Below are 26,851 nucleotides of genomic sequence, written 5' to 3' on the forward strand. Positions count from 1 at the left end.
CGATAGACGCGGGTGTCCCATGCAGATCGCCAAAACGCTGGACCTGTCCGGCCTCAACTGTCCCTTGCCCATCCTGCGCGCGAAGAAGGGCCTGGCCGATATGGAATCGGGCACGCTGCTCGAGGTGATCGCCACCGACCCGGGCGCGCCGCGCGACTTCGAGGCGTTCTGCAGGCAGACCGGCAACGCGCTCGAGGTATCCGAGACGACCCCCGAGGGCAAGTTCCGCATGGTGCTGCGCCGCAAGTAAGCCACCGCTTTCCTCCTTTCACACCGACCCAGACCGAGTCCATGCATACCCTGACCCTGATCCGCCCCGACGACTGGCACCTGCACCTGCGTGACGGCGAAGCGCTCGCCGCCGTGCTGCCCGACACCTGCCGGCAGATGGGCCGCGCCATCATCATGCCGAACCTGAAGCCGCCGGTGACCACGGTCGAACTGGCCGCCGCGTACCGCGCGCGCATCCTCGCCGCGCGTCCGGCCGGTTCGACGTTCGAGCCCCTGATGACGCTGTACCTGACCGACCGTACCAGCGCCGACGAGATCCGCCGCGCCAAGGCGAGCGGTTTCGTGCACGGGGTCAAGCTGTACCCGGCCGGCGCGACGACCAACTCGGACGCCGGTGTCACGGCTATCGACAAGGCGCTGCCGGCGCTGGAAGCGATGGCCGAGGTCGGCCTGCCGCTGTTGGTACACGGCGAGGTGACCGACCCCGCGATCGACATCTTCGACCGCGAGGCGGTGTTCATCGAGCAGGTGTTCGAACCGCTGATCGCGCGCCTGCCCGGCCTTAGGGTGGTATTCGAGCACATTACCACGCGACAGGCGGCCGAATACGTCGCCGCAGCCCCGGCCAACGTCGGCGCGACCATCACCGCGCACCACCTGCTGATGAACCGCAACGCGCTGTTTGTCGGCGGCGTGCGCCCGCACCATTTCTGCCTGCCGGTGCTCAAGCGCGAGACGCACCGCGAGGCGCTGGTGAAGGCGGCGACCTCGGGCAGCCCGAAATTCTTCCTCGGCACCGACAGCGCACCGCACGCGCGCCACGCCAAGGAGGCCGCCTGCGGCTGCGCCGGCATGTACACCGCGCACGCGGCGATCGAGCTGTACGCCGAGGCATTCGAGGCGGCCGGCGCGCTGGACAGGCTCGAGGCGTTCGCTTCGCTGAACGGCCCGGCCTTCTACGGCCTGCCGGCGAATACGGACACGGTGACGCTGGTGCGCGAAGATTGGACGGTGGCGCCTGTGCTGCCGTTCGCCGACACCGAGCTCGTCCCGCTGCGCGCGGGCGAAACCGTGCGCTGGAAGCTCGTGTAAGCAAAAACGGCAGGCGGCGTGCCGCCTGCCGCCACCCTTAGCCCTGCACGGCCTGGCGGATCTGCTCGATACCGGCCGGGTCATCCAGCGTGGTCAGGTCGCCCGGGTCGCGCCCTTCGGCCAGCGCCTGGATCGAGCGGCGCAGCACCTTGCCCGAGCGCGTCTTCGGCAACTGGTTGACGAAGAACACCCGTGCCGGGTTGGCGATGGCGCCCAGCGCGTGCGCGACGCGCGCGATGACTTCCTTCTCAAGCCGGTCGCGGCTGTCCGGGTCGGCCAGTTGCGACGGGTCGCGTACCACGGCGAACGCCTGCGGCACCTGTCCCTTCAGCGTGTCGCTGACGCCAACCACCGCCACCTCGGCGATCGCGCCATGCCCGGCGACCGCCTCCTCGATCTCGCGGGTGCCCAGCCGGTGGCCGGCGACGTTGATCACGTCGTCGGTGCGCCCGAGGATGGTGTAGTAGCCGTCCTCGTCCTTGATCCCCCAGTCGAACGACGAGTAGACCTGCCTGTCCTTGAACAGGCCGAAGTAGGTCGACACGAAGCGTTCGTCCTGCCCCCACACCGTGCTCATGCAGCCCGGTGGCAGGGGCGGCAGCACGCCGATCACGCCCTTCTGGCCGGGGCCGACTTCCTCGCCGCTGGTCTCGTCGAACAGGCGCACGTCGTAGCCGTACACCGGCAGGCCGGGCGAACCCGCCTTCACCGGCAGGTTTTCGACGCCGCGGCAGACGGTCAGCATCGGCCAGCCGGTCTCGGTCTGCCAGTAGTTGTCGATCACCGGCACGCCAAGTTCGCCGGCGATCCAGCTGGCGGTCGGCTCGTCCAGCGGCTCGCCCGCCATGAAGAGGGCGCGCAGGCTCGAGAGGTCGTATTTCTTCAGCCACGCCGGGTCCTGCTTTTTCAGCACGCGCAGCGCGGTCGGCGCCGAGAACATCACCGTCACCCGGTACTTTTCGATGAGCGACCACCAGACGCCGGCGTCCGGCCGGGTCGGCAGGCCCTCGTACATCAGCGTCGCCATGCCGTTGATCAGCGGCGCGTACACGATGTAGCTGTGGCCGACCACCCAGCCGATGTCGGACGTCGAGAAGAAGGTCTCGCCGGGGCGGCCGCCGTAGATGTATTCCATGGTCGACGCCAGCGCGACCGCGTAGCCGCCGGTGTCGCGCTGCACGCCCTTGGGCTTGCCGGTGGTGCCCGAGGTGTACAGGATGTAGCTCGGGTGGTTCGACTCGACCCACACCACGTCGGCGCGCGCGTCGATCAGCCGCTCGCGCAGTTCGGCGTAGTCGAGGTCGCGGCCGGGCTTCATCATCGGCGGCTCGGCGACGCCGCGGTTGACGACGATCACCCGCGCCGGCGCCGCGTCGCCGGCGAGCGACAGCGCCTCGTCGACCAGCGGCTTGTACGCGATCACCTTGCCGCCCCTGAGCCCCGCGTCGGCGGTGACCATCACCTTGGGGCGCGCGTCCTCGATGCGCGTGGCGAGGCTGCTGGAGGCGAAGCCGCCGAACACCACCGAGTGGATGGCGCCCAGCCGCACGGTCGCCAGCATCGCGAACACCGCTTCGGGGATCATCGGCATGTAGATCAGCACGCGGTCTCCCTTGCCGACCCCCTGCTCGGCGAGGATGGCCGCGAAACGCGCGACCTCCTCGTACAGTTCGCGGTAGCTATAGCTCCGTTCGCTGCCGGTCTCGGTCGAGACGTGGATCAGCGCGGCCTGGTCGGCGCGCTCGGCTAGGTGGCGGTCGACGGCGTTGTAGCAGAGGTTGGTTTCACCGCCGACGAACCAGTCGCGGAAGGGGGGCTGGTCGTAGGCGAGCGCCTGCGTGAACGGCTGCTGCCAGTGGATGCGCTCGGCCTCGCGTGCCCAGAAGGCGGCGGGGTCGGCGACGGAAGTTGCGTGAAATTCGCGGTAGCGGTGGTGGGGCATGCTTTCTCCTTTGTTGTCGTGCTGCCTGCGGGCAGTCTTGGCTAACCTAGCGGTTGCTTGTCAGGCAAAATAAACTTCGGACGCCGCCAGGGTCAATCACCGTCTCTCCGTAAGGCCAGACAGGCGGCCGGCGCGTTGTACAAAAGAGATTCCGGCGCTGTCCGCACGGCTGGCACGCGGCTGCCAAGCTGCGTTAATCTGTCGGCCATCATGGCAAACAGCACGGTCCCGGATATGGATATCAAAGAGTACATGCAGGCGGTGGGGCAGGCGGCGCGCCGCGCCAGCCGCGCGATGGCGCGCGCCGACACCCGCCAGAAGAACGCGGCGCTGATGGCGATGGCCGACGCGATCGAACGCGAGGCGGACAAGCTTGTCGCGGCCAACCGGCGCGACGTCGAGCAGGCGCTCGCCGACGGCCTGGCGCCGGCGATGGTCGACCGCCTGACGCTGAACCTGCAGACCGTCGCGTCCATGGCCGAGGGCCTGCGCCAGATGGCGGCGCTGCCCGACCCGGTCGGCGAGATGGACGACTTCAGCTACCGTCCGTCCGGCATCCAGCTGGGCAAGATGCGGGTGCCGCTGGGCGTGATCGGCATCATCTACGAGGCGCGGCCGAACGTGACCGCCGACGCCGCCGGTCTGTGCCTGAAGGCGGGCAACGCGGCGATCCTGCGCGGCGGCTCGGAGGCGTTCCACAGCAACCAGGCGATCGCCGCCTGCGTCGCCGAGGGCTTGGCCGCGGCCTGCCTGCCGGCCGACGCGGTGCAGGTGCTCGCGACGACCGACCGTGCGGCGGTCGGCGCGCTGATCACCATGCCCGAGTACGTCGACGTGATCGTGCCGCGCGGCGGCAAGGGGCTGATCGCGCGCATCAGCGCCGAGGCGCGGGTGCCGGTGATCAAGCACCTGGACGGCAACTGCCACACCTACGTCGACGCGCACGCGGATCTGGCGATGGCGCTCAAGGTGTGCGACAACGCGAAGACCCAGCGTTACGGCACCTGCAACACGATGGAAACCCTGCTTGTGCACGAGGCGGTCGCCGCCGGCTTCCTGCCGGCGATGTGCGCGGTGTACCTGGAGAAGGGCGTCGAGCTGCGCGGCTGCGCAAAGACGCGCGAACTGGTTGGCGACGCGCGGGTGCGCGTGGCGACCGAGGAAGACTGGGACACCGAGTATGCGGCGCCCATCCTGGCGATCCGCGTGGTCGACGGCCTGGACGCGGCGATCGAGCATATCAACACGCACGGCAGCCACCATACCGACGTGATCATCACCGGCGACTACGCGAATGCACGCCGTTTCCTGCGCGAGGTCGACTCAAGCTCGGTGATGGTCAACGCGAGCAGCCGGTTTGCCGACGGCTTCGAGTACGGGCTGGGCGCCGAGATCGGCATCTCGACCGACAAGATCCACGCGCGCGGGCCGGTCGGCCTGGAAGGGCTGACCAGCCAGAAGTGGGTGGTGCTCGGCGACGGGCAGGTGCGCGGCTGATTCAGCCGGCCACGGCCGCCTGCGCGCGCAGCCAGGCGGTGGCCTCGCCGGCCGGCACCGGCCGCTCGAGCAAATAGCCTTGCGCGGCGTCACAGCCTTGCGCGGTGAGCCAGGCGAGCTGTTCGGGCGTCTCCACGCCCTCAGCCAGCGTCTTCAGGCCGAGCGCGCCGGCCATGCGGATCACCGCCTCGACGATCGCGCGGTCCTCGTGGTCTTCGACGATGTCGGCGACGAAGGAGCGGTCGATCTTCAGGCGGTCGAGCCGGAAACGTTTCAGGTAGGACAGCGACGAGTAACCGGTGCCGAAGTCGTCGATCGACACCCGGACCCCCAGCGCGTGCAGCGCGGCCAGTTGCTCGAGCGCTTCTCCCGGCCTTTGCATGGCGACGCTTTCGGTCAGTTCGAGTTCGAGCAGTGCGGCGTCGACCGCGTGCGCGTCGAGCGCCCGCGCGATGCGTTCGGAGAGGTCGCTTTGCAGGAACTGCGCGGCGGACAGGTTGACGGCGACCGGCACCGGCGAGAGGCCTTCCGCCTGCCAGCAGGAGAGCTGGCACAGCGCCTCCTGCAGCACCCAGTCGCCGATCATCGCGATCAGCCCGCAGCTTTCGGCCACCGGGATGAATTCCGCAGGCGACACCACCCCCAAATCTTCCGAGTGCCAGCGCAGCAGCGCCTCGAAGCCGAGCAGGCGCTTGTCTTCAAGCGCGAACTGCGGCTGGTAGTGCAGCGACAATTCGTCCCGCGCGAGCGCGCGGTGCAGCGCGCTCTCCAGCAGCAGCTGCCGGCTGGCGCGTTCCCGCAGCGGGGCGCGAAAGCCCCGCCAGGTATTCTTGCCGTCGCGTTTGGCGTCGTACATTGCCATGTCCGCGCTGCGCAGCAGGGTGTCGAAGTCTTCGCCGTCCTGCGGGTAACAGGCGACGCCGATCGACACCGTCACGCAGATCTCGTGCCCGTCGATATGGCAGGGCGCGGCCAGCGCGGCGGCCAGCTCGTCAAGCAGCGCGCCGGCCAGCGGCAGCGTGGTGTCCGGCAACAGCAGGATGAATTCGTCGCCGCCTTGGCGCGCCGCGCAGTCATGCGCGCGCAACTGCGCCTTGACGCGCGCGGCGAGCTGGCAGAGCAGGCGGTCGCCCGCGCTGTGGCCGAGCGTGTCGTTCACATGCTTGAAGTTGTCGAGGTCGATGAAGGCCAGCGCGAGCGGATGATGCGCGCTGGCGAGGCTGATCGCATGCTCGGCGCGCTGGGACAGGTACTTGCGGTTGTAGAGGCCGGTCAGCTCGTCGTGTTCGGCGAGGTAGCGGTTGTGGGTTTGTGCCGCCTCGCGTTCGCTCACGTCCTGAACCAGCGAGGTCACGCCCAGCGTCTGGCCGTTTTCGTTCACTAGCGTGGTATTGAACCATTCGCACAGGATCTCGCGGCCGTCCCGGTGCCGGTTGGCGTTCAGGCTGTACGAGCCACCCTGCTGCTTGAGCAGGGCGTCGAGCACTTCGAGGCTGACCATCCTGCGGGCCTCGTCCGGCAGGATGAAGTGGGCATGCTGGCCGATGGCCTCGCTGCGTGAAAAACCGAAGATGCGCTCGGCGGCCGGATTCCATTCCCGGACTCTGAACAGTTCGTCCCACTCGATCATTGCCAGTGCCGACTGTGCCCACAGCAGGCGGTTGCGCAGGCGGGAGGTATGCAGTTCAAGCTCGTCGGCCCGCCGGCTGGAGAGGTCCTCGATCAGGCCGACCGCACCGTGAACCTGCTTGCCGTCGTTGAGCGGCAGGAAGGTCGCCCGCAAGAAGCGTTCGGGCGCGTCCGTTGACGGGCAGTAGCCTTCGTACAGTGCATTTTCGCCGGCGAGTGCCTTGTGCACGGCGTTCGATAGCGCGGCGGGATGCTGTTGTTGCAGGCGGCAGCCTGCCCTGAGGTCGGCCGGGACCAGGTGATTGTTGCGTACGACGAGGCCACGGGCGTCGATTTGGATGATGCCCAGCGGCAGGTGTTCGAGCAGGCGACCGAGGTTGGCTTCGTCTGCCATCGGCGTCCCGTCCGTGCCGGGCCGGCCGCTGTGCGGCTTGTACAGCGGGGCAGGCGTAGCGCTGGGCGGGGCGGGCGGATGGGACATCAGCGTGTCTATTTTGGAAGTTGAGGCTATCTATCGTACACGATTTGGCGGACTCATTGCCCCTTTGTCATGAGCGATTGCGCGCGTGCGTAGCCGCCCAAGTCGTGTACGTCCCGGTAACCCAGGCCGCGCAGCAGCCCCGCAGCGGCCGCCGAGCGCCGGCCGCTGCGGCAGTACAGCTCGATGCGGCTGCCGCGGTCGGGTGCGTGGCGGCCTATGGTCGCCTGCAGCGAGTCCAGCGGCAGGTTGACCGCGCCGGGGAGGTGGGCTTCTGTGTACTCGGCGGGGGTACGTACGTCGATCAGCAGCGCGGCGAGCGCGGCGGGTGTGCTGGCCAGCAGGGCCAGCGCCAGCAACAGGGCTTTCATGTGCATCCTTCCGGCCGTGCCTTGCACGACAAAATATTGAATGTAGTTGCTATCTGTAAGAAGATATGGCGATCCCAGTTTTCTTTCCGGAGCCGCCATGTCCTGTCCACCCCGCCGCGTCCTGTTCTGCCTGATGGCCACGCTGGCGGCGCCGGTGTCCGCGGGTGGCCTGCCTTCGCTCGAGTGGATCACCCGTTCGGCACCGGGCGCCGTGCTTGCCTGCGTCGAGGCGGGCATCGAGGCGTGGCGTATCCCGGACGACTACTTCGAACGCTCGAACAGCGGCGTGCAGCGGCACAGCCTGCAGTTCTTCAACCCGGTCTCCGGCAATATCGGCTTCAGGCTGGTCGCCGAGCCGGGCGTGCTCAGGCTGTTCGAGTATGGCCCGACCCTTTCGGCCAAGTGGCGGCGGCTGTTCAGCCGCTGCGCGGGCCTCTGACGGCAAAAGACCCGGCGAATGCCGGGTCTTGTCCATGGCGACGCGTGTTTACAGGCCGCCGTACGAGTGCAGGCCGCTCAGGAACATGTTGACGCCGACGAAGGCGAAGGTGGTGACGAATAGCCCGACCACCGCCCACCACGCCAGCGGCTTGCCGCGCCAGCCCTTGACCAGGCGTACGTGCAGCCACGCCGCGTAGTTCAGCCACACGATCAGCGCCCAGGTCTCCTTCGGGTCCCAGCTCCAGTAGCCGCCCCACGCGTCGGCCGCCCACATCGCGCCCAGCACGGTGGCGATGGTGAAGAACAAAAAGCCGATCGCGATCGCCTTGTACATCACCTCGTCGAGTACTTCCGGCGACGGCAGGCGGTCGGCGAGCCAGCCGCGCATCACCATCAGTTCGGCGATGCCGAGCATGGCGGCAATGGCGAACGCGCCGTAGCCGACGAAGTTGGCCGGCACGTGGATCTTCATCCACCACGACTGCAGTGCCGGGATCAGCGGCTGGATCTCGTGCGCCTGGCGATCGAACGCGTACCACACGATGAAGGCGACCGCGGCGCTGATGATCAGTAGCACGAAGGCGCCCATCTGCCGCGCGGCGAAGCGCGCCTCGTAGTAGAGGTACATCAGCGCGGTGATCAGGCAGAACAGCACGAACACTTCGTACAGGTTGGACACCGGGATGTGGCCGATGTCCGGGCCGATCAGGTAGCTCTCGTACCAGCGGGTGAACAGGCCGGCCAGCCCCATCACCGACGCCGCCCAGGTCAGGCCGCTGCCCATCTTCTGCAGCAGCGCCGAGCGCGCGAGCACGCCGGCCCAGTACATGCCGGTCGCCAGCACGAACAGCGTGCACATCCACATGATCGACGACTGGCTGGAGAGCAGGTACTTGAGCCAGAACGCTTCCTGCGCGCGGGCAAGCTCGTGGTCGTAGATGCCGATCGCGGCGAGCGAGACGAGGCCGGACAGCGGGAAGTACCAGCGCCAGTCCTTCCAGAACCAGCCCAGACCGATCAAGCCGAGCGCGGAGCCTGCGAGGATGGCTTCCTCGTAGACGTCCATGAAGTGGTCGTATTGCCAGAAGGCGACCGCGCAGGCGATCAGGACGACGACGGCGTACGCCCAGTCGAGCGGGCCGGGTTTGAGCCAGGACGCGCGCGGGCTCAGGTGCAGGGAATGGCTAGCTTGCATGGCTTGCTCCAACTTGCTGTTGCAGTGCTGCGTGTTGATGTTCGAAATCGCGGTCGAGGTCGCGGTTGTGCCGGTTCGACGTCATCGCCAGGCGCATGCGCGCGCCGTGGAACACCACCCACAGCCTGACTTCACGCACATAGAACATCAGGATGATGCCGATGATCAACAACAGCGAGCCCAGATAAACGAGGTCCTTGCCCGGCGAGCGGGTCAGCTGCAGGCCGGACGCCTGTACCTGCTCGAAGCCGGTCAGCTGCAGCAGCACCGGCGCACCCAGTTCGTGCAGGGCGGAGCTGGCGACCAGGGTGTCGAGCAGGAAGCGGTACTTCGCCTCGTCGACCGGGGTCGGCGCGACGCCGGCCTGGCTGTCCGCGACGTCCATCACCACCGGCACCGTGCCCTGCAGGATCTTGATATACGTCTGCGCGATCGCCTGGCGCTTGTCGGCCGGTACCTTGTCGTCGATGAAGGACTCGAGCGCCGGGAAGCCGCCGTCGGCGAAGCGGGCGAGTACCCACTTGACGCTGTCTTCAAACTGGCGGGTAAGCTCGGGGCTGATCGCGCCGCCGGAGAGCGCCTGCGCCGCGGTGCGGCGCGCGATCTCGTCGTACAGCGCCGGGTTGGCGAGCGCGGCGTTCAGGCGCATGAAGCGGTCGACCGCCATGCCCTCGTCCAGCGGCAGGCGCAGGTACTGGAAGGGCTGGCCGACCTCGGCGCGCACGCCGGTGATCAGGTACTGCCGGCCGTCCTGCGCGATCGGCGCCATATAGTGATGGAACTCGCGCGCCTGCCCCTGTTCGTCGCGCAACTTGTAGGTGATCGACGGGCCGAGATTGCGGACATGCTTTTCCTTGCGCACCTCGCGCACGTCCTTCATCTTCTGGCCAAAGTCCGCAGTGCCGGGCGTCTCGCCGATGTCCTCGATATTGAACACCTTGAGCTCGCCGAACTCGAGGCGGAACGCCTGCTCGCCGAAGCGCAGCGGCTGCGACGCCATCGATACGCCCTTGATCGGCACCGGCTTGCCGTCCGGCCGTGCGACGTTCCACGCGTTGAGCGTCAGCGGCGAGCCGCCGTCACCGAAGCTGGCCTGGTAGATCGCGACGCCGTCGACGATCAAGGGCTTGTTGACCTCGATGGTCGCCTCGGTCGCCTTGCCGGTCGCCTTGTCGGTGACGACCAGGTCGCTGGCGAACAGCTTGGGCATGCCGTTGCTGTAGTAGTCGACGTGGAACTTCTTCAGGGTGACGATGAACGGCAGTTCCTGCACCAGGTAGCCGTTGCCCGCGTTGAGGAACACCACGTCGGCGCTGCGCCCCTCGCCCACGGTCACGTTGCCGCGGAACGACAGGTTGTCCGTGTCCAGGCGGCTTTGTGCCGGGACCTGGCTTTGCGGGATATCGCGCGTTTCCGGGACGATGCGGCCGGCGAGCTCGGCGATCTTCAGCGGCAGGTTGCCGTCGAGCAGGCCGCCGATGCAGATGACCACCATCGCGATATGCGCGAAGAAGTAGCCGAGCTTGTTGGCTGCCCCCTTCTTGGCGGCGAGCACGACGCTGCCGTCCTCGCGCCGGTGCTCGCGCACGCTGAAGCCTTCGCCCTGCAGGCGGCGGCTGACCGCCGCCGGGTCGGCGTCGCCTACCACTTCGCAGCTATGCTGCATCAGCGCGAGCGAGGTATCAGACGCCTTTTCGCGGTAGCCCTTCATCTCGCGCACGAAGCCCGGGCCGTTGCGCACGATGCACAGCGTGGTCGACAGCACGAGGAAGGCGAGGATGGTCAGGAACCAGCCGGAGTGGTAGACGTCGTAGAGGCCGAGCAGTTCGAAGAACTGGAACCAGAACTGGCCGAACTCGAAAGCGTAGTTGGGGTAGGGCTCGTTCTGCTTGAGCACCGTGCCGATCACCGAGGCGATGGCGAGGATGGTCAACAGGCCGATTGCGAAGCGCATCGAGCTGAACAGCTCGTACAGCCGGTAGGGAAGCGTGGTGTTGCGTTTTTTGGATGACATGGCGATGAGGATGAATAAGGGGGTGCCTGCCCAGGCACCCCCTTATGAGTGGGCTTCGCGCAAAAAGTTGCGTTTAGCGCAGGCCGGAAATATATTCTGCGACCGCCTTCATTTCGGCATCGCTCATGCGCTTGGCAATGTCCGCCATGATCGTGTTGCTGCGTACTTCGCCCAGCTTGTAGTCGTTCAGCTGCTTGACGATGTAGGCCGCGTGCTGGCTGCCCAGGCGCGGGTACTTCTCGGGCAGGCCCTTGCCGGCCGGTCCGTGGCACGACATGCACGCCGGCACCTTGGTCGACGCCACGCCGACGCGGTAGATTTCCTTGCCAAGCGCCAGCTGCGTCTTGTCGGTCGCGTCGCGCGGCTTGACCTTCTGCTCGCTGAAGTAGGCAGCGAGGTTGGCCATGTCCTGGTCGGACAGCGGTGCGACCATGCCCATCATGATCGGGTCCTTGCGCTTGCCGTCCTTGAAGTTGTGCAACTGCAGCAGCAGGTAGCTCTGGCTCTGGCCGGCCAGCGTCGGGTTGGCCGAGGCGACACTATTGCCGTCGACTCCGTGGCAGGCCGCACAGACCTGTTCCACGATGACCTTGCCCTTGGCCGGGTCTGCCTTAGGCGCGGGAGTCGCGGCCAGAGCGGAGCCTGCCGCCAGGGCGGTCGACAACGCCAACAGCGTCTTGAATTTCATGGTCACTCCTTAGAAAGAATGCTTGTATATCCGTGAAAGAGGCATTTTCAATCGTGCTATTCTATAACAACTGACTTGTCCGTTACTACCATGCCCATCTTCCAGAACGCCAGTTTTTATACCACCGTCAACCATCTCAAAGACTTGCCGCCCACCCTGGCGGAGGTCGCATTTGTCGGCCGGTCGAACGCGGGCAAGTCCAGTGCGATCAATACCCTGACCAACCGCACCCGGCTGGCCTACGTGTCGAAGACGCCGGGACGCACCCAGCACATCAACTTTTTCGACCTGGGCAACGAGCGCTACCTGGTCGACTTGCCGGGTTACGGCTACGCGCAGGTCCCCGAGCCGGTGCGCGCGCACTGGATCGAGCTGCTCGGGCGCTACCTGGCGACGCGGCAGAGCCTGGTCGGACTGATGCTGATCATGGATTCGCGCCATCCCTTGAAGGAACTGGACTGGCGGATGCTTGAATTCTTCCTCGGCACCGGGCGCCCGGTGCACATCCTGCTCTCCAAGGCGGACAAACTGTCGCGTCAGGAGCAGGCCAAGACGCTGAAGGAGGTGCGCGCAGAACTCTCGGCGTACCCGCAGGTGAGCGTGCAGCTCTTTTCCAGCCTGAAGAAGACCGGCTGCGAGGAGGTCGAACGGGTGGTCGAGGGGTGGTTCGGCGGGCTAGGAACTTTGCCGCCGGAAGCAGTCTAAGCCTGCGGGTGCTGAGGAGCGCCTGCCCGTCCGCTCTTTGCCGGACGGGGTCTTGGAGGTACAGGGCGCTGTCCCGGACGTTTTCGTCCGGGACTTTTCTTTTGCGCGCCAGGCGCGCTAGCGTTTATCAGAAGTTGTACTTGACCGAGTAGATCATCGCGTTCTGGTAGGTCGCCGAGCCGAGCTTGTCGTCGGCGTAGCGGTACTGCACGCCGGTGGTCAGCGACTTGTTCACGTTCCACCACAGCGCGACCGCGCCGTTCTGGCCGGTCTTCTTGCCCTGCGTCACGCCGCCGTCCGGGTTGCCCATGGCGAGGAAACGTTCCTTGCGGGCGAATTCGGTCTCGTGCCACTGGGTCAGCGACAGCGACTGCCCGAACGCCGTGAAGTCGTAGCCTGCGACGTAACCGGCCATCCAGCCGTTGAAGTGCGCGCCGACGCCGGACTTGAGCTCCTGGTGCGCGCCGATGAACGGCTTCACCCAGAAGTTGCCCGAGCGCCAGCTGGTGCCGACGCCGAGCACGCGGTTCTGGTCGAAGAAGCCGTGGTGGTCACGGGTGTCGTACAGGTGGGTGTACACCTGCAGCGGCAGGCCGCCCACTTCGGCGACGTTGAAGCGGGCGATGGCCTTGGCCGCGTAGCGTCGCTGGTCGCGGCTGTCGGTCTCGGTCGAGCCCATGCCCGGGTTCTCGATGTCGAAGAAGCCGTACGCCTCGCCCCAGTTGCCGCCGAAGCCGCCTTCCAGTTCGAGGTAGGCGAAGTCCTTCTTGCCGCCGAATGCGCCGGCGTTGGTGCGCGTTTCGGTGCCGTCGGACCAGTCGAGCCAGTTGACGCTGACGTTCTTGAACGACCAGTCGTTGGCGGCGAGGGCGGAGGGCGCGGCCAGGGCGCAGCCCAGGGCGATGGCGGAGCGGAGCAACATGATGAAAATCCTGAAACGATGAGGCAAAAACGCCGACAGGGCGGCGGCTGGCGCGCAGGATATAGGCAGATCGGGGAAACGCAAAATTATTGCAATTTGCGCGTTGTTTTCTTGTAAATCAAGACCTTGTCATTGATGCCGGCATGGCATCATCGGAGAGCGGCCAGCCGCAGCGCTGGAGGTCGACGCGGCCGGACGGCAGGAAGGCGACCCCCTCGTGTTCGAGCAGCGCGTGCTGCCAGTCGTGCTGTTCGCTGCCCGGCCGTGCGAGGCTGCCGTCGGCGTGCACGACCCGCTGCCAGGGCAGATCCGGCATGGCCTTGAGCACGCGTGCGACATGGCGGGCATGGCGCGGCCAGCCCGCGGCGGCGGCGAGCGCGCCGTAGCTGGTGACGCGTCCGGCGGGTACGGCCTCAAGCGCGTCGGCGACGCGCGCGGCGAAGCCAGCGTCCATCAGCCGAAGCGCGGGTCGGCGACGAAGGGGTTGAAGCGGCGCTCCTCGCCTATCGTCGTCTCCGGGCCATGGCCGGGCAGCACCCGGGTCTCGTCCGGCAGCGCGAACAGCTTGCCGCGGATCGCAGCGATCAGCGCTTCGTGGTTGCCCATCGGGAAGTCGGTGCGGCCGATCGACCCGGCGAACAGCACGTCGCCCGCGATCAGGAGGCCCGCGGCCGCGCTGTAGAACACCACGTGGCCGGGGGTGTGCCCAGGGCAGTGGATGACGGCCAGCGTCTCGTCGCCGACCGTCACGCTGTCGCCGCCGGCGAGCCAGCGGTCCGGCGTCAGCGGGTCGCTGTGCGCGAAGCCGAACATCTTGCCCTGCTGCGGCAACTGGTCGAGCCAGAAGCGCTCGGCTTCCTGCGGCCCCTCGACGGGCACGCCCAGCGTCTTCGCGAGTTCGGCGGTGGCGCCGGCGTGGTCGATATGGCCGTGGGTCAACAGCAGTTTCTCGACGGTGACACCGTTCGCCTTGACGCGCGCCAGCAGCTTTTGCGCGTCGCCGCCGGCATCGACGATGGCGGCGCGCAGGGTGCGGTCGCACCACAACAGGGTCGCGTTCTGTTCGAAGGGGGTGACGGGGATTGTCTCGTAACGCAGGGCCATGGCAGCGGGGTCCGGTATGAATGCAGGATGGGTCGATTCTGGCACGCGCCGGCGCGCGCAGAAAGCCCCGTCAGCTGCCGTGCCGGGCGACCAGCGCGCGTTTCGCGTTCACCGGCAGCGCCTTGAATGCATGCTCGGCCTTGAGCGCGGCCGACTTGTCGGGAAACTCGATGGTCAAGAGCACGCGCTCGGGCGGGTGGCTGCGCGTGTAGCGCGCGCCGCGGCCGCGCTGGTGTTCGGAGAAGCGGCGCGCCACATCGAGCGCGACGCCGGTGTACAGGCTGCCGCCGCGGCACTCGAGCACGTACAGGAACCAGGGACGGGATGTGGACAAGGATGTGGACAAGCTGTGTGCCGGCTGTTGGGAAGCTGTGGGTCGGGTGTGGATCCGCGCGCGGCGAAGGCTGCGCGCGCCGGCAGTGTACCTGCACAGGGCTAGGCCGCCCAAGCGGGGGCTGCATAATGCGCGGGCGCCCTGCGTGACGGCGGCGTAAAATCGCAGGCAGAACGACAACGGAAACCAATCATGCCGAGCAACCACCACCCCCGTTTCGAAGAGCTGCTCGAGGCCGGCCGCGTCCGCCGCAAGCTCTGCCCGCGCAGCGCGCTGTCCGTGTGCGGGCTCGCCGGGGAGCGCGACCCGGTCGCCATCGTCAAGCAAAGCAGCGAGGGGCGGGTGCCGGCGCTGGTCCCGCTGCGCTACGCGCGGATGGCGGCGTCGCCGTTCGCGTTTTTCCGCGGCCTGGCCATGGTGCAGGCGGCCGACCTTGCCAGCCAGCCGCACTCGGGGATCCTGGTGCAGGCCTGCGGCGACGCGCACCTGATGAACTACGGCTTCTTCGCGTCGCCCGAGCGCAACCTGCTGTTCGACATCTGCGACTTCGACGAGACGCACCAGGCGCCGTGGGAGTGGGACGTCAAGCGGCTGGCGACCAGCCTGGTGCTCGCCGCGCGCACGCTAGGCCTGCCCGACCCGACCGGCCGCGGCATCGTCGAGGCGGCGACCGGCACCTACCGGCGGCGCATGAACGAGTACGCGCGGATGAGCCAGATGGACGTCTGGTACAGCAAGGTCTCGTTCGACCAGCTGTGCGCGAGCGCACACAACGACCACCTGCGCGGGCAACTCGACCGACTCGGCCAGCGTGCGCGCAACCGCACCCACCAGCGCCTGCTGCCCAAGATCACCGCCGACACCGGCGCCCGCCTGCAATTGCGCGATACCCCGCCCACGCTGTTCCACCTGCACAAGCCCAGCTCGCTGCTGCCCGAGGACGACCAGTGGCTGGCCGACGGGCTGGACGATCCGGCGTTGCAGCCGATGATGGACGCCTACCTGTCGACGCTGAAGGAAGACCGCGCCTTGCTGGTGCGCCGCTTCAACAGGGTCGACATCGCGTTCAAGGTGGTCGGTGTCGGCAGCGTCGGCACGCGCTGCCTGGTGATCCTGCTGCAGGACGACTACGACCAGCCCTTGTTCCTGCAGCTGAAGGAGGCGCGTCCGTCGGTGCTCGAGCGCTTTACCCAGCCTTGCGTGCACGGCCATCAGGGCAAGCGCGTGGTGTTCGGCCAGCGGCTGATGCAGGCGGCGAGCGACGTGTTCCTCGGCTGGACGACGGGGCCGGCCGGCCGCCACTTCTACGTGCGCCAGTTGCGCGACATGAAGGCGTCGGCCGATTTGGAGAATTTCGACGCCGAGACGCTGCGCGCGTACGGGCAGGCGTGTGCGTGGACGCTGGCGCGCGCGCACGCCAAATCGGGCGGGCAGGCCGCGGTGATCGCAGGCTACATGGGCAATTCGGGCAAGTTTTCCGACGCGCTGTCACGTTACGCCCTGTTGTACGCGGATCAGGTCGAGTCGGATTTCGAGGTGTTCAGCCGGGCGATCGCGGACGGCGTGCTGCCGGTCGATGCGTCGGTCGACATCGGCCCGTTCGGCAGCAAGCGCGCGCCCGTCAAGGCGTCTGCTGAAGCCGCCGGCTGACGCACTGGCGCTCCACCGCGCCTAGCTGTCCGAGGCAGGCCGCCTCGGCGGCGGCTTGACGCTCGCAGCGCGCGCGGTCCGCCGCGCGCGCGCAGTCGCGTTGCGGCAACAGGGCGAGGACGCACAGTCGGCGCGCCTCGCCCTGTTCGGCGTCGCAGTCTTGCTGGGCTTTTTGCAGCGCCTCGCAGCGTGGGCGGTCGCGGTCGCGGCGGCAGTCGGAGGCGGGGGTGAAGGCGTCGAGGCAGGCGCGTTTGTCGGCGCCGGGCACGTCGGTGCAGCTCGCCTCGCCTGCGTGGATGGCCTGGCAGCGCGCGGGAGCCGTGCTCGCCGCGCAGGCGGCGTGGGCGGCGAGTGCCGGGCCGGTGGCCAGCCACAGGACGAGCCAGAACGCCAGCTTGCGCATCTTGCCTCCTCGGTCGGTGACGCAGACAGCGGGCTAGTGCCCGCGCCGTCCATGCTATACGAATCCGTGCCGGCGTGTCAGTCCGGTTGCGCCTTGTAGCGGCGCTTGTCGCGCCAGTAATGGCGTGCGTCGTCGTCGAACGCGTCGTCCGGCGCCAGGCGCCGCTGTTCGTGGCCGCTCGGGCGGCGGGTCTCCTTGTGTAGCCGGCGCAGCTGGCGCTCGGCCTCGGCGTGGGTCAGGTTCCCGTTGGCGAGCGCCTCGCGCACGCGCAATTCGCGCAGGCGGTGTGAGGCCTGCTTGTCACAGTCGTCGTCGGCGAACGCGCTGCCGTTGCCGGCAAGGCACAGCAGCGCGATCAGCAGGAAGCGGATGGGCATGGCGCGATTGTAGGGCGGGTGGCAGGCGGCTGCCACCCGCACGCTGCGTCAGGGCTTGGCCGGCGCGGCGTGGTATTTGCGCTGCATCTCGTCGCGCAGGCCCTGCAGCTCGGCGCGCTCTTTGTCGTCGACTTTGCCGTCGGCGCGCGCGGCCTGCATCTTGGCGCGCATCGCGTCGCGGTCCTTTTGCCACGCAGCCTGCTGCTCGGCGTTCAGCCCGGCCGGCGGCTGCATGTGTCCGCTCTTGCCCGCCTTGTCGCCGCGCGCGCCGCAGAAGCTGGCCGGCAGCGCGTCGCGCGCCGGGCCCTTCACGTCGTTTTCCGCCAGCGTGCGCGTCTTCTCGCGCAGCGCGCCGCGCTGCTTGTCAAGTTCGGCACGGGATGCCTCGTCCAGCGGCTGGCCGGGCTGTTTGAGCGCGCGGTAGCGTGCGCGCAGCGCGTCGCGGTCCTGCTCGAGCGTCTTCAGTTCGGCGTCGGTCAGCGCGCCGGAGAGGATGGCTTCGCGCAGCGGCGACGCCTGGCACTTGCCACCTGTGCCCTTGCCGGGGCCGGCGAAGGCGTGGCCGCCGGCGGTGAGGGCGAGTGCGGTCAGCGCGACGGCCAGGGTCTTGTTCAGCGATTTCATGGTGTTGTCCCTCTTGTGGTCAGGTTTGATGCAGCCAGTGTAGGTGGCAGGTGTTGCCGGTTTTTGGTGCGCGGCGCGGGCTTTGTTAACGAGTGTGTCGGTCGCCGGCTGCCTTAACACATGCTTGCGCGCCGGCTGACCTTTGCGCGCGTGCGCGTTAAGCTGAGTGCCATGGAAAACGCCAAGATTCTGGTCGTCGACGACGACGCCAAGCTGCGCGACCTGCTGTCGCGCTTCCTTGTCCAGCAGGGGATGAGCGCCGAGACGCTGCCCGACGCGCGCGACATCGAGCGCAAGCTCGCGCGCAACCGGCCCGACCTGGTCGTGCTCGACGTGATGATGCCCGGCGAGGACGGGCTCGCGGTGGTACGCCGCCTGCGCGCGCAGGGCGAGACCATCCCGATCATCATGCTGACCGCGCGCGGCGAGGACATCGACCGCATCCTCGGCCTGGAAATGGGGGCCGACGACTACCTCGCCAAGCCGTTCAACCCGCGCGAGCTGACCGCGCGCATCCAGGCCGTGCTGCGCCGCCACCATGCGACCCCCGCGCTGAACGCCAGCCACGACGCCGAGGACGCGGTCTGTTTCGGCGGCTTCACCCTGCACCTTGGCCGGCGCGAGCTGGTCGGCGAGCACGGCGTGGTCAGCCTGACTAGCGCCGAATACGCGGTGCTCTCGGTACTGGCGACGCACCCGCGCCGGCCGCTGACCCGCGAGCAACTGATGGAGATGGCGCTGGGCAAGGGCGGCGGCGACTCGCTCGACCGCAGCATAGACGTGCACGTGTCGCGGCTGCGCAAGGCGCTGGACAACGGCGACGGCAAGACCCGCCATATCCAGACCGTGTGGGGCTACGGCTACGTGTTCGTGCCCGATGGGCAGCCGCGCGAATGATCCGCCTGCGCACGCCGTCGCTGTTTGTTCGCCTGCTGCTGTTGGTGGTGTTCGCCGTGCTGATCACGCAGGCGGTCACCCTGTGGATGGCGGCCGCCGAACGGCACCGCCTGATCGGCGAGCAACTGTACGTCGAGGTGCTCGACGCGCTGGCCGGCGCCGAGGAGGCGCTCGACGGGCTGGGGCCGGAGGCGCGCGAGGAATACCTCGCCGCGCAGAACAAGCCAGGGTTCCCGCACCTGCTGCAGGCCACCGCCGACATCGGCGTCGCCTTCCACGACGGCGAGACGTCCTTGAGCCGCGAGTTGTCCGCGCGGCTTTCCCAGGCGCTGGGCGAGCCGGTGACCTTGCGCATGCGCCTGTTTGAGGGGCGGCGCGAGCTGTGGTTCGCCGTGCATGTGCTGGGCGACGCGTACTGGCTGGTGGTGCCGGCCGGGCGTTTCCAGGAGCGGCCGTTCGGCACCACCTTGCAGGCTTCGCTGCTCGCGTCGCTGCTGGCGATCGCGCTCGCGTTCGCCGTCGCCTGGCAGGTGGTACGGCCGCTGGCGCGGCTGTCGGCGGCGGTGCGCGAGCGCGAGGCCGGGCGCACGCCGCAGCCGGTGCCCGAGCGCGGCGTACGCGAGGTGCGGGCGCTGGCCGAGGCGTTCAACCGGATGAACGGCGCGCTGGATACTGCCGAGCGCGAGCGGAGGCTGATGCTGGCCGGGCTGTCGCACGACTTGCGCACGCCGCTGACGCGGCTGCGCCTCTTGCTCGAGATGCAGGACGACAGCGCCGACCGCCATGACATGCTGGATGACCTGAACGAGCTCGGCCGCATCGTCAGCCAGTTCAGCGACTTCGCGCGTGCCGGCGAGGCGCCGCGGCGCGAGACGGTGGTGCTGGGCGAGCTGGCCGCCAGCGTCGCCACCCGCTTCGGCAGGCTCGCGCTGCCGGCCGAGCTTGAGCTGGAAGACGGCCTGACGGTCGCGGCCGATCCGCTCGCCATCGAACGCCTGCTCTCCAACCTGCTGGAAAACGCGCGCCGCTACGGGCGGCCGCCGGTGCGCCTGAGCGTGCGCGCGGCGGAGGGCGGGGTCGAGTTGAGGGTGACCGACTACGGCGACGGCATCGCCGTCGCGCTGCGCGAGGCGGCGCTCGCGCCGTTCGAGCGGCTGGCGGCGCACCGCGGCACCGACGGCGGCAGCGGGCTGGGCCTCGCGATCGTCGCGCGCGTCGTCCGCCAGCACGGCGGTACGCTCGGCTTCGTCGACGAGGCCGACGGCGGCTTCAGCGTGCGGGTATGGCTGCCGGCCGCCTGAGCGGCGACCGGGGCCGCCCGCCCAAGCTTACTTCTTGCAGGTGTTGATGCCGAGCATCGCGTACGGCGGGCACCAGCCCATCAGGCCGGTGGCGACCGGGATCAGGCCGAGAAAGGCCCACGGGCTGGCCGGGCCGACGAAGGCGAGGCTGGTGATGGCGAGGCCGACGACGACGCGGATCACGCGCTCGGTGTTGCCGATATTCTTCTGCATGGTGGTTTCCTTTGCTGGTTGCGCCATTATTCTATGTTTCGATATATGAATAATCAATATATTTTCAGGGATATTGTCGGCGCCGCGAGACAGCCGCTGCTGGCCGTGCTGGTGTTGCTCGCCGCCGGCTGCGCGCAGTACCGGCCGCCGACAGCAGAGGACTTCGGGCGGGAGTGGACGGTGCTGTCTGGGCAGTGGGCGGTGCAGGACGGCGTGCTGGCCGGCTATTGCCCGCCGTACGAGGGGGACGCGCGGGCGTGCGCCGGGCGGGCGGTCGAGGCCGCCTTGCTGAACCGCGCGCGCTTACCGGCCAATTACCGGCTGGCAACAACACTGACACTGGAGCGGGGCTACGCGGCGACGCTCGGGCTGACCGGCGGCACCTCGCGCCAGGTGGGGCTGACCTTCCACGCGGGGCGGCAGCGGCTGATCGTCAAACGGCACGCGGCAACGTTCTGGCGCGCGCCGGCGTCGTTCCCGCTGGCGATCGGCTACGGCCAGCCGCTACGGGTCGAGGTCGAGGTGTGCAACGGCTATGTGCAAGTGCGCTCGGACGGTCGGCGTATCGGCGGTGGCCAGCTGGACGAGCTGGCCGGCGGTGGGCGCCTGCAGCTGGGCGTGGTCGGCGCCGCGCACTTTGCCGGGCTGACGGTGCAGGCGCTCCCCGGCAGCGAGTGCGCGCGCGACACGGTGCCGACCAATCCGGCTGGCATCCCGCGCGAGCAGCTGCCGGCAGACTTCGAATTCGCGCCGTCGTCCTGAACGTTCAGTCGGACAGTGCCGCCAGCAGCTCGGCCTGATGTTCGGCCAACAGGCCGTCGGTCAGCTCGGTCAAGTCGCCGTCCATTATCTGGTCGAGCTTGTACAGCGTCAGGTTGATGCGGTGGTCGGTCACCCGCCCCTGCGGGTAGTTGTAGGTGCGGATGCGCTCGGAGCGGTCGCCGGAGCCGACCAGGCTCTTGCGCTCGGCCGCCTCTTTCTGTTGCTGCGCGCGCAGCTGGATGTCGTAGATGCGCGCCGCCAGCACCTGCATGGCGGACGCCTTGTTGGCGTGCTGCGAGCGGCCATCCTGGCACTCGGCGACGATGCCGGTCGGCAAGTGGGTGATGCGCACCGCCGAGTCGGTCTTGTTGATGTGCTGGCCGCCGGCGCCGGACGCGCGGAAGGTGTCGATGCGCAAATCGGCCGGGTTGAGCACCACTTCGGCAATCTCGTCCGCCTCCGGCATCACCGCCACGGTGCAGGCCGAAGTATGGATGCGGCCCTGGGTCTCGGTCGCCGGCACGCGCTGCACGCGGTGGGCGCCGGATTCGAACTTCAGGCGCGAGAACGCGCCCTGGCCGATCAGGCGCACGATCACTTCCTTGTAGCCGCCCAGGTCCGATTCGGACGCCGACACCACCTCGACCTGCCAGCGCTGGCGCTCGGCGTAGCGGGTGTACATGCGCAAAAGGTCGCCGGCGAACAGCGCGGCCTCGTCGCCGCCGGTGCCGGCGCGGATCTCGAGGAACAGGTTCTTGTCGTCGTTCGGATCCTTGGGTAGCAGGAGCTTCTGCAGCTCGACGTCGAGCGCGTCAAGGCGCGCACGCCCCTCCTCGATCTCGGCTTCGGCGAACGCCTTCATGTCGGGGTCGGAGAGCATCTCCTCGGCGGCCGCGATGTCGGCCTCGCACTGGCGGTAGGCGGCAAAGGTCTCGACGACCGGGGTGAGGTCGGCGTGTTCGCGCGTCAGCTTCTTGAACGCGTCCATGTCGGCGGTGGCGTTTTCGCTCGCCAACAGGTGGGTGACTTCTTCGAGCCGCTCTGCCAGTTGCGACAGTTTGGCGGCGATCGACGGTTTCATGACGACTCCGGGTGTAGGCTATAAAGCCGCGCGACCGCGTCGGCCAGCGCGTCTTCGTGTGCGCCGCCGCGCGCGGACAGGGCCTGCGTCGGCGGGTGCATCAGTTTGTTGGTTAGTTGCTTGGACAGCGTATCGAGCACCGCGGCCGGGTCGGCGCCGCGCTCGAGCTGCTTTTGCGCGGCGGCGAGCACCGCGAGGCGGGTCGCCTCCGCGTTGTCGCGCAGCGCGCGGATCATCGGCACGCGGCCGCGCTGGGCGAGCCAGCCGAGAAACTCGGCGACCCGCGCCTGGATGATCGCCTCGGCTTCTTCGGCGGCGAGCGCGCGCGCCTCGCGGCCGACCTCGACCACGCCGGCGATGTCGTCGACGGTATACAGGAACACGTCGTCCAGCTCGCCGACCTCGCGTTCGATGTCGCGCGGCACGGCCAGGTCCAGCATGAAGACCGGGCGGTGGCGGCGCGCCTTGATGGCGCGTTCCATCAGGCCCTTGCCGATGATGGGCAGCTGGCTCGCGGTCGAGCTGACGATCACGTCGTACTCGGCGATGATCTGCGGCAGCTCCGACAGCGGCACCGCCGAGGTGCGGCCGGAGAGGCGGCCGGCCAGCGCCTCGCCGCGCGCGGCGGTACGGTTGGCGATGGTGATCAGCCTGGGGCTTCGCGCCGCGAAGTGGGTCGCCACCAGTTCGATCATCTCGCCCGCGCCGATGCACAGCACCTTCAGCTCGCCGACGCTGGGGAAAATCTGCTCGGCGAGCTTGACCGCCGCGGCCGACATCGACACCGAGCCGCCGCCGATCTCGGTCTTGCTGCGCACTTCCTTGGCGACCGCGAAGGTCTTCTGGAACAGGCCGTTGAGCAGTGTGCCCAGCGTGCCGGACGCCTCGGCCGCGCGTACCGCGTCCTTGATCTGGCCGAGGATTTGCGTCTCGCCCAGCACCATCGAGTCGAGCCCCGACGCGACGCGGAAGGCGTGGCGAGCGGCGCCCGAGGTGTCGAGCTGGTACAGGTAGGGCTTGAGCGTCTCCAGCGGCAGGTCGTGGAATTCGGCCAGCCAGCCCAGCGCCGCCGCCGGGTCGGGGCTCGCGCAGTAAACCTCGGTCCGGTTGCACGTCGACACGATCGCCGCCTCGCGGGCGGCCTCGGAGCCGACCAGGCTGGCGAGCGCACCGGGCAGCACGTCGGCCGGGAACGCCAGCTTCTCGCGGATCGCGAGCGGGGCAGACAGGTGGTTCAGACCGAAGGCGACAAGCTGCATGGACGTGCGGCCAGGGTGACAAATAAGCGGTGATTCTATCCGAAATGACGGACGCGCGCAGACCCCGGCGACGGCGCGCGCTATCATGGCGAGCTATCCGATTAGCCGGGAGCTGCCATGTCGATCAATCTTGCCGATATCCGCCAGGACTACGCGCGGCAGGAGTTGTCGCCCGACGACTGCCTGTCCGACCCCGTCGCCCAGTTCGAGCGCTGGCTCGCCGAGGCGATCGAGGCGCGCGTGCTCGAGCCGACCGCGATGCACGTCGCCAGCGTCGGCGACGACGGGCATCCGAGCGCGCGCATCGTGCTGCTCAAGGGCGTCGAGGACGGCCAGTTCGTGTTCTACACCAACTACCACAGCCGCAAGGGCGGGCAGCTCGACGCACACCCGTGGGTCGCGCTGACCTTCTTCTGGCCCGAGCTCGAGCGCCAGGTACGCGTCGAGGGCCGCGTCGCACGGGTCGCGCCCGAAGTGTCCGACGCCTATTTCGACAGCCGCCCGTACACCAGCCGGCTGGGCGCGTGGGCGTCCGAGCAGAGCAGCGAGATCCCGTCCAAGGCCGAGCTCGTCAAGCGCGCGGCGATGTTCGGCGTGCGCTACCCGCTGAAGGTACCGCGCCCGCCGCACTGGGGCGGCTACGCGGTGGTGCCCGACCGCGTCGAGTTCTGGCAGGGCCGGCCCAGCCGCCTGCACGACCGCGTGCTGTACACCCTGCACGACGACGCGAGCTGGCGCATCGCCCGCCTCGCGCCTTAAGGCGTCTCCCGGCGACCAACTTTTGAATTGACGGAACCCCATGCTCAACAACGATATCCTGCGCCAGGTGCGCTACGCGCTCGACCTGCGCGACAACCAGTTGCCGGCGCTGTTGCGCGACGGCGGGCTCGACCCCGAAGGCGTGGACTTCCGCGCGCTGCTCGCGCGCGAGGACGAAGAAGGGTTCAGGCCGTGCAACGACAAGGTGCTCGCCGCCCTGCTCGACGGCGTGATCGTGCTCAGGCGCGGCCGCCGTGACGACGCGCCGCCGCCGGCGCCGCTGTCCGGCCGGCTCTCCAACAACCTGATCCTCAAGAAGCTGCGCATCGCCTTCGAGCTCAAGCAGGAGGACGTGCAGCAGCTGCTGGCCGACGCGGGCCTTCTGATGACCGAGAGCGAGCTGGGCGCGTTCTTCCGCAAGCCCGGCCACAAGCACTACCGCGAATGCGGCGACCAGGTGCTGCGCAACCTCTTGCGTGCGCTGTCCGCCAGGCTGCGCCCGGCGGCCTGATCAGGCGTCGTCGCCTGCGATGCAGTCGCGCCCGGCGCGCTTGGCCTGGTAGAGGCGTGCATCCGCCGCGTGGTACGCGGCGTCGCTGTCGGGCAGGCTCGCCGCATCGACGATGCCGGCGCTGAAGGCCAGCGTCAGCGTTTCGCCTGTGCCGACGGGCATGGGCCGCGCGCGCAGCACGGCCTGCAGCCGCCCGAGCGTCAGGCTGGCCGCAGGGGTTTCGGTCGAGGGTAGCAGCACGGCGAACTCCTCGCCGCCCAGCCGGATCGGCACGTCGCCGGCGCGCAAATGGGTGCGCAGTGCGTCCGCGAAGCAGCGTAGCGCCGCGTCGCCGGTAGGGTGGCCGTAACGGTCGTTGACCGACTTGAAGTGGTCGAGGTCGATCAGCGCGAGCGCCAGCGGCAGGCCGCGCCGGCGGTGCTCGGCCTGTATGCGCGGCAGCAGCTCGTCGAAGGCGTGGCGGTTGGCCAGCCCGGTCAGCGCGTCGCTGGCCGCCATGTAGCGCAGCTGTTGCTGCATCGCCTTGTGGTGGGTGATGTTGAAGACCATCCACGCGACGCAGGGCGGCATGTTGTCAGGCAGGTCGTTGAGCGGCGAGATCCTCCCTTCAAACCACTGTTCGCCATTCGGACCTTCCCGGTGATTGCCCGCGCATTCGGCGGCCGATAGCGAAAACTCGTAGCGGGTGACTTCGCCGCGCGCGAGGGCCGCGCGGATCCAGTTAAGGAAACGGTCGGCCTTGGCTTGGGGCAGGACTTCATGCAAGGTCTGGCCGATCAGGTAACGCCCGCTGTCGTAGTCGTCACGATCCTTCCCGCCGAGCACGTCGAGGTAGCGGCCGGTGTCGTCGATGACGAAGATCGGGTCCGACAGCGAATCCGCCACCGCCCGCAGCAACTGGCTTTCCAACATCCGATAGCTCCTTGGAAGAGGTTGCTATCTTTTGCGCATTCCATCCCGGCTGTCAAACACCATAAAAAACCGCCCTTGCGGGCGGTGATAGGGTCGTCGCATTCAGCCGCCTAGGTCGCGGTTGCCCTGCGGCGAGAATTCGAGCAGCCAGCGTGCGGTGGCCGCCAGCAGCGCGTCCTCGTCGTCGAACGCCTGTACGCCCGGCAGTTCTGGCGCCATGCAGATGGAGAACACTGGCTTCTTCCACTGCAGCGCCATCGCGATCTCGGAGTGTGTGCCCAGCCCGCCGCCGACGGCGACCAGGCAGGCGCCGGCGCGGGCGACCAGCATGTTGCGCGACAGGCCAAGGCCGGTCGGCAGCGAAACGGTCAGGTAGGGGTTGCCGTAGGCCGCGTCCTCTTCGGGCAGCAGGCCGACGCAGGTGCCACCCGCGTCGCGCGCGGCGCGCGCGGCTGCCTGCATTACGCCGATCTTGCCGCCGCAGACCAGCGGCACGCCGGCGCCGGCGAGCGCCAGGGCGAGGCGGTAAGCGCAGTCGACCTGCTCTTCGCTGGCTTCGCGCGGGCCGACGATGGCGACCGGTTGCGCGAGGCGGTCAGGCCCGCTCTGGCGCTGGGCCAGCAGGTCGAGCAGGTGGGCGGTATCAGTGGAATGTTGCATGTTCACGGCGTTGGCTGAAGTAGTCGCCCAGGCCGAGCACCAGCGAGCACAGGGCCAGCAGCACGATCGACAGGGCGGAAGTGACGGGGAAGTCCGCGCCGCCGTCGCCGATCTTGGCGTACAGCAGCAGCGGCAGGATGTTGACCTGGGTGCCGACCAGCGCGAGCGCGGTGCCGTAGGTGCCCATCGCCAGCGCGCTGACCACGGCGCACGAGCCGAGCACCGACGGCGCGACTTCGGGCACCACCACGTCGAAGAAGGCGCGGCGCGGCGTCGCGCCCAGCGTGCGTGCCGCTTCGATCGGGCGCAGGTCGAGGTTGGCGAACACCGGGTACAGCGTCAGCGCGACGCGCGGGATCAGGTAGTACGCGTAGGCGAAGGTCAGTCCGCCCACGGTGTACACCCAGCCGCCGATCTCGGCGGTGTCCGCGCCGAGATAGCCCAACAGCTGGGTGACGAAGCCGGCGCGGCCGAAGGCGAGGATGAAGCCGTAGGCGATCACCATGCCGGAGAACGCCAGCGGCAGGCCCAGCATTGCCATCAGCTTGTCGCGCCAGAACGGCGACGCCTGCGCGAGCTGCCAGGCGACCGCGACGCCGACCAGCGTGGAGAGCACGCCGGCCGACAGCCCGAGCAGGGCCGAGTTGACGAGGGCCGGCCAGAACAGCGGGTCGGCCAGCATGCGGCCGAAGGCCGCGCCGTTTTCGGACAGGGCCTCGGGCACCAGCGCCAGAAGCGGCAACACAAAAAACAGGCCGATAAAGGCAAGCGCGGGCCACGCGCCGAACCGCTGCATCAT

At 68.4% G+C, this 26,851-nt stretch carries 30 protein-coding genes; 11 read left to right on the top strand and 19 right to left on the bottom strand.

Features of this window, described 5'->3' with window-relative positions; genetic code table 11:
- The first annotated feature begins 19 nt into the window (after positions 1-19).
- Both GZH52_RS00685 and pyrC read left to right on the top strand, forming a co-directional pair.
- Positions 20-250, top strand: coding sequence for a sulfurtransferase TusA family protein (locus tag GZH52_RS00685; protein ID WP_163314628.1), 231 nt, complete (start codon positions 20-22; stop codon positions 248-250).
- 41 nt (positions 251-291) lie between these two features.
- Entirely contained in the window at positions 292-1,323 is a 1,032-nt protein-coding gene (gene pyrC / locus GZH52_RS00690) for a dihydroorotase (RefSeq protein WP_163314629.1), read from the top strand.
- 37 nt (positions 1,324-1,360) lie between these two features.
- On the opposite strand, the gene GZH52_RS00695 is transcribed toward pyrC, so the two are convergent.
- Positions 1,361-3,265 (bottom strand): propionate--CoA ligase, encoded by a 1,905-nt coding sequence (locus GZH52_RS00695; RefSeq protein WP_163314630.1) that lies wholly within the window; start codon positions 3,263-3,265, stop codon positions 1,361-1,363.
- Positions 3,266-3,499: 234 nt separating this feature from the next.
- Between GZH52_RS00695 and GZH52_RS00700 the strand changes: the two genes are divergently transcribed.
- On the top strand, positions 3,500-4,762 hold the full coding sequence (locus GZH52_RS00700) for a glutamate-5-semialdehyde dehydrogenase (protein WP_163314631.1): 1,263 nt from the start codon (positions 3,500-3,502) through the stop codon (positions 4,760-4,762).
- Position 4,763: 1 nt separating this feature from the next.
- On the opposite strand, the gene GZH52_RS00705 is transcribed toward GZH52_RS00700, so the two are convergent.
- Positions 4,764-6,785, bottom strand: a complete 2,022-nt coding sequence (locus GZH52_RS00705) for a putative bifunctional diguanylate cyclase/phosphodiesterase (protein ID WP_163314632.1) — start codon at positions 6,783-6,785, stop codon at positions 4,764-4,766.
- A gap of 140 nt (positions 6,786-6,925) precedes the next feature.
- On the bottom strand, positions 6,926-7,240 hold the full coding sequence (locus GZH52_RS00710) for a rhodanese-like domain-containing protein (protein WP_163314633.1): 315 nt from the start codon (positions 7,238-7,240) through the stop codon (positions 6,926-6,928).
- A 97-nt stretch (positions 7,241-7,337) separates the two neighbouring features.
- Here GZH52_RS00710 and GZH52_RS00715 point away from each other — a divergent pair, with 97 nt between their 5' ends.
- Entirely contained in the window at positions 7,338-7,679 is a 342-nt protein-coding gene (locus GZH52_RS00715; RefSeq protein WP_163314634.1) for a hypothetical protein, read from the top strand.
- A gap of 48 nt (positions 7,680-7,727) precedes the next feature.
- On the opposite strand, the gene ccsB is transcribed toward GZH52_RS00715, so the two are convergent.
- The 3 genes from ccsB to GZH52_RS00730 form a co-directional block, all read right to left on the bottom strand.
- Positions 7,728-8,876 (bottom strand): c-type cytochrome biogenesis protein CcsB, encoded by a 1,149-nt coding sequence (gene ccsB / locus GZH52_RS00720; RefSeq protein WP_163314635.1) that lies wholly within the window; start codon positions 8,874-8,876, stop codon positions 7,728-7,730.
- Positions 8,866-10,890, bottom strand: coding sequence for a cytochrome c biogenesis protein ResB (locus GZH52_RS00725; protein WP_163314636.1), 2,025 nt, complete (start codon positions 10,888-10,890; stop codon positions 8,866-8,868). Before GZH52_RS00725 ends, ccsB begins: the two co-directional genes overlap by 11 nt.
- A 73-nt stretch (positions 10,891-10,963) precedes the next feature.
- Positions 10,964-11,578, bottom strand: coding sequence for a c-type cytochrome (locus GZH52_RS00730; RefSeq protein ID WP_163314637.1), 615 nt, complete (start codon positions 11,576-11,578; stop codon positions 10,964-10,966).
- Between the two features lie 90 nt (positions 11,579-11,668).
- On the opposite strand from GZH52_RS00730, the gene yihA reads away from it, so the two are divergent.
- Positions 11,669-12,283 carry a ribosome biogenesis GTP-binding protein YihA/YsxC gene (yihA, locus tag GZH52_RS00735; RefSeq protein WP_163314638.1) on the top strand — a complete coding sequence of 205 codons (615 nt, stop codon included), beginning with the start codon at positions 11,669-11,671 and terminating at the stop codon, positions 12,281-12,283.
- A 127-nt stretch (positions 12,284-12,410) separates the two neighbouring features.
- Here the strand turns inward: yihA and GZH52_RS00740 are convergent, their stop codons facing one another.
- The 4 genes from GZH52_RS00740 to GZH52_RS00755 form a co-directional block, all read right to left on the bottom strand.
- Complete coding sequence (locus GZH52_RS00740) at positions 12,411-13,205, bottom strand: outer membrane protein OmpK (protein ID WP_163314639.1); 795 nt, start codon at positions 13,203-13,205, stop codon at positions 12,411-12,413.
- 118 nt (positions 13,206-13,323) lie between these two features.
- Complete coding sequence (locus GZH52_RS00745; protein ID WP_203525544.1) at positions 13,324-13,659, bottom strand: MGMT family protein; 336 nt, start codon at positions 13,657-13,659, stop codon at positions 13,324-13,326.
- The gene (locus tag GZH52_RS00750) at positions 13,659-14,309 is read right to left on the bottom strand and encodes an MBL fold metallo-hydrolase (protein WP_163314640.1); all 651 of its coding nucleotides are present in this window, start codon (positions 14,307-14,309) and stop codon (positions 13,659-13,661) included. Before GZH52_RS00750 ends, GZH52_RS00745 begins: the two co-directional genes overlap by 1 nt.
- A 70-nt stretch (positions 14,310-14,379) precedes the next feature.
- Positions 14,380-14,655, bottom strand: coding sequence for a GIY-YIG nuclease family protein (locus tag GZH52_RS00755; protein WP_239057961.1), 276 nt, complete (start codon positions 14,653-14,655; stop codon positions 14,380-14,382).
- A gap of 180 nt (positions 14,656-14,835) precedes the next feature.
- Between GZH52_RS00755 and GZH52_RS00760 the strand changes: the two genes are divergently transcribed.
- Entirely contained in the window at positions 14,836-16,293 is a 1,458-nt protein-coding gene (locus GZH52_RS00760; RefSeq protein WP_163314641.1) for a DUF2252 domain-containing protein, read from the top strand.
- Here the strand turns inward: GZH52_RS00760 and GZH52_RS00765 are convergent.
- From GZH52_RS00765 to GZH52_RS00775, 3 genes are all read right to left on the bottom strand, one after another.
- Positions 16,265-16,696 carry a hypothetical protein gene (locus GZH52_RS00765; protein ID WP_163314642.1) on the bottom strand — a complete coding sequence of 144 codons (432 nt, stop codon included), beginning with the start codon at positions 16,694-16,696 and terminating at the stop codon, positions 16,265-16,267. The genes GZH52_RS00760 and GZH52_RS00765 overlap by 29 nt on opposite strands.
- Before the next feature lie 77 nt (positions 16,697-16,773).
- Positions 16,774-17,073: a hypothetical protein gene (locus tag GZH52_RS00770; protein ID WP_163314643.1), complete on the bottom strand. Its 300-nt coding sequence runs from the start codon at positions 17,071-17,073 to the stop codon at positions 16,774-16,776.
- Between the two features lie 48 nt (positions 17,074-17,121).
- On the bottom strand, positions 17,122-17,697 hold the full coding sequence (locus GZH52_RS00775; protein ID WP_163314644.1) for a hypothetical protein: 576 nt from the start codon (positions 17,695-17,697) through the stop codon (positions 17,122-17,124).
- A gap of 171 nt (positions 17,698-17,868) precedes the next feature.
- Between GZH52_RS00775 and GZH52_RS00780 the strand changes: the two genes are divergently transcribed.
- Together GZH52_RS00780 and GZH52_RS00785 are read left to right on the top strand one after the other, a co-directional pair.
- Positions 17,869-18,594, top strand: a complete 726-nt coding sequence (locus GZH52_RS00780) for a response regulator (RefSeq protein WP_163314645.1) — start codon at positions 17,869-17,871, stop codon at positions 18,592-18,594.
- Positions 18,591-19,895: an ATP-binding protein gene (locus GZH52_RS00785; protein WP_163314646.1), complete on the top strand. Its 1,305-nt coding sequence runs from the start codon at positions 18,591-18,593 to the stop codon at positions 19,893-19,895. Before GZH52_RS00780 ends, GZH52_RS00785 begins: the two co-directional genes overlap by 4 nt.
- A gap of 27 nt (positions 19,896-19,922) precedes the next feature.
- Here GZH52_RS00785 and GZH52_RS00790 read toward each other — a convergent pair whose 3' ends face one another.
- Positions 19,923-20,108, bottom strand: a complete 186-nt coding sequence (locus GZH52_RS00790) for a YgaP family membrane protein (protein WP_163314647.1) — start codon at positions 20,106-20,108, stop codon at positions 19,923-19,925.
- A gap of 45 nt (positions 20,109-20,153) precedes the next feature.
- On the opposite strand from GZH52_RS00790, the gene GZH52_RS00795 reads away from it, so the two are divergent.
- Positions 20,154-20,870: a hypothetical protein gene (locus GZH52_RS00795; protein ID WP_163314648.1), complete on the top strand. Its 717-nt coding sequence runs from the start codon at positions 20,154-20,156 to the stop codon at positions 20,868-20,870.
- Positions 20,871-20,874: 4 nt separating this feature from the next.
- Here GZH52_RS00795 and prfA read toward each other — a convergent pair whose 3' ends face one another.
- Positions 20,875-21,951 carry a peptide chain release factor 1 gene (gene prfA, locus GZH52_RS00800; protein WP_163314649.1) on the bottom strand — a complete coding sequence of 359 codons (1,077 nt, stop codon included), beginning with the start codon at positions 21,949-21,951 and terminating at the stop codon, positions 20,875-20,877.
- Complete coding sequence (gene hemA / locus GZH52_RS00805) at positions 21,948-23,210, bottom strand: glutamyl-tRNA reductase (protein ID WP_163314650.1); 1,263 nt, start codon at positions 23,208-23,210, stop codon at positions 21,948-21,950. Before hemA ends, prfA begins: the two co-directional genes overlap by 4 nt.
- A gap of 117 nt (positions 23,211-23,327) precedes the next feature.
- Between hemA and pdxH the strand changes: the two genes are divergently transcribed.
- A complete protein-coding gene (pdxH, locus tag GZH52_RS00810; RefSeq protein WP_163314651.1) occupies positions 23,328-23,969 on the top strand; it encodes a pyridoxamine 5'-phosphate oxidase in 642 nt (213 codons plus the stop codon).
- A 40-nt stretch (positions 23,970-24,009) separates the two neighbouring features.
- Positions 24,010-24,480, top strand: coding sequence for a YehS family protein (locus GZH52_RS00815; RefSeq protein WP_163314652.1), 471 nt, complete (start codon positions 24,010-24,012; stop codon positions 24,478-24,480).
- On the opposite strand, the gene GZH52_RS00820 is transcribed toward GZH52_RS00815, so the two are convergent.
- From GZH52_RS00820 to GZH52_RS00830, 3 genes are all read right to left on the bottom strand, one after another.
- Positions 24,481-25,392 carry a sensor domain-containing diguanylate cyclase gene (locus tag GZH52_RS00820; protein ID WP_163314653.1) on the bottom strand — a complete coding sequence of 304 codons (912 nt, stop codon included), beginning with the start codon at positions 25,390-25,392 and terminating at the stop codon, positions 24,481-24,483.
- 102 nt (positions 25,393-25,494) lie between these two features.
- Entirely contained in the window at positions 25,495-26,052 is a 558-nt protein-coding gene (locus GZH52_RS00825; protein ID WP_163314654.1) for a TIGR00725 family protein, read from the bottom strand.
- Complete coding sequence (locus GZH52_RS00830; protein WP_203525545.1) at positions 26,036-26,851, bottom strand: ABC transporter permease; 816 nt, start codon at positions 26,849-26,851, stop codon at positions 26,036-26,038. The genes GZH52_RS00825 and GZH52_RS00830 overlap by 17 nt, the downstream gene beginning before the upstream one ends.

This window comes from Crenobacter caeni (assembly GCF_010435965.1).
Lineage (GTDB): Bacteria > Pseudomonadota > Gammaproteobacteria > Burkholderiales > Chromobacteriaceae > Craterilacuibacter > Craterilacuibacter caeni.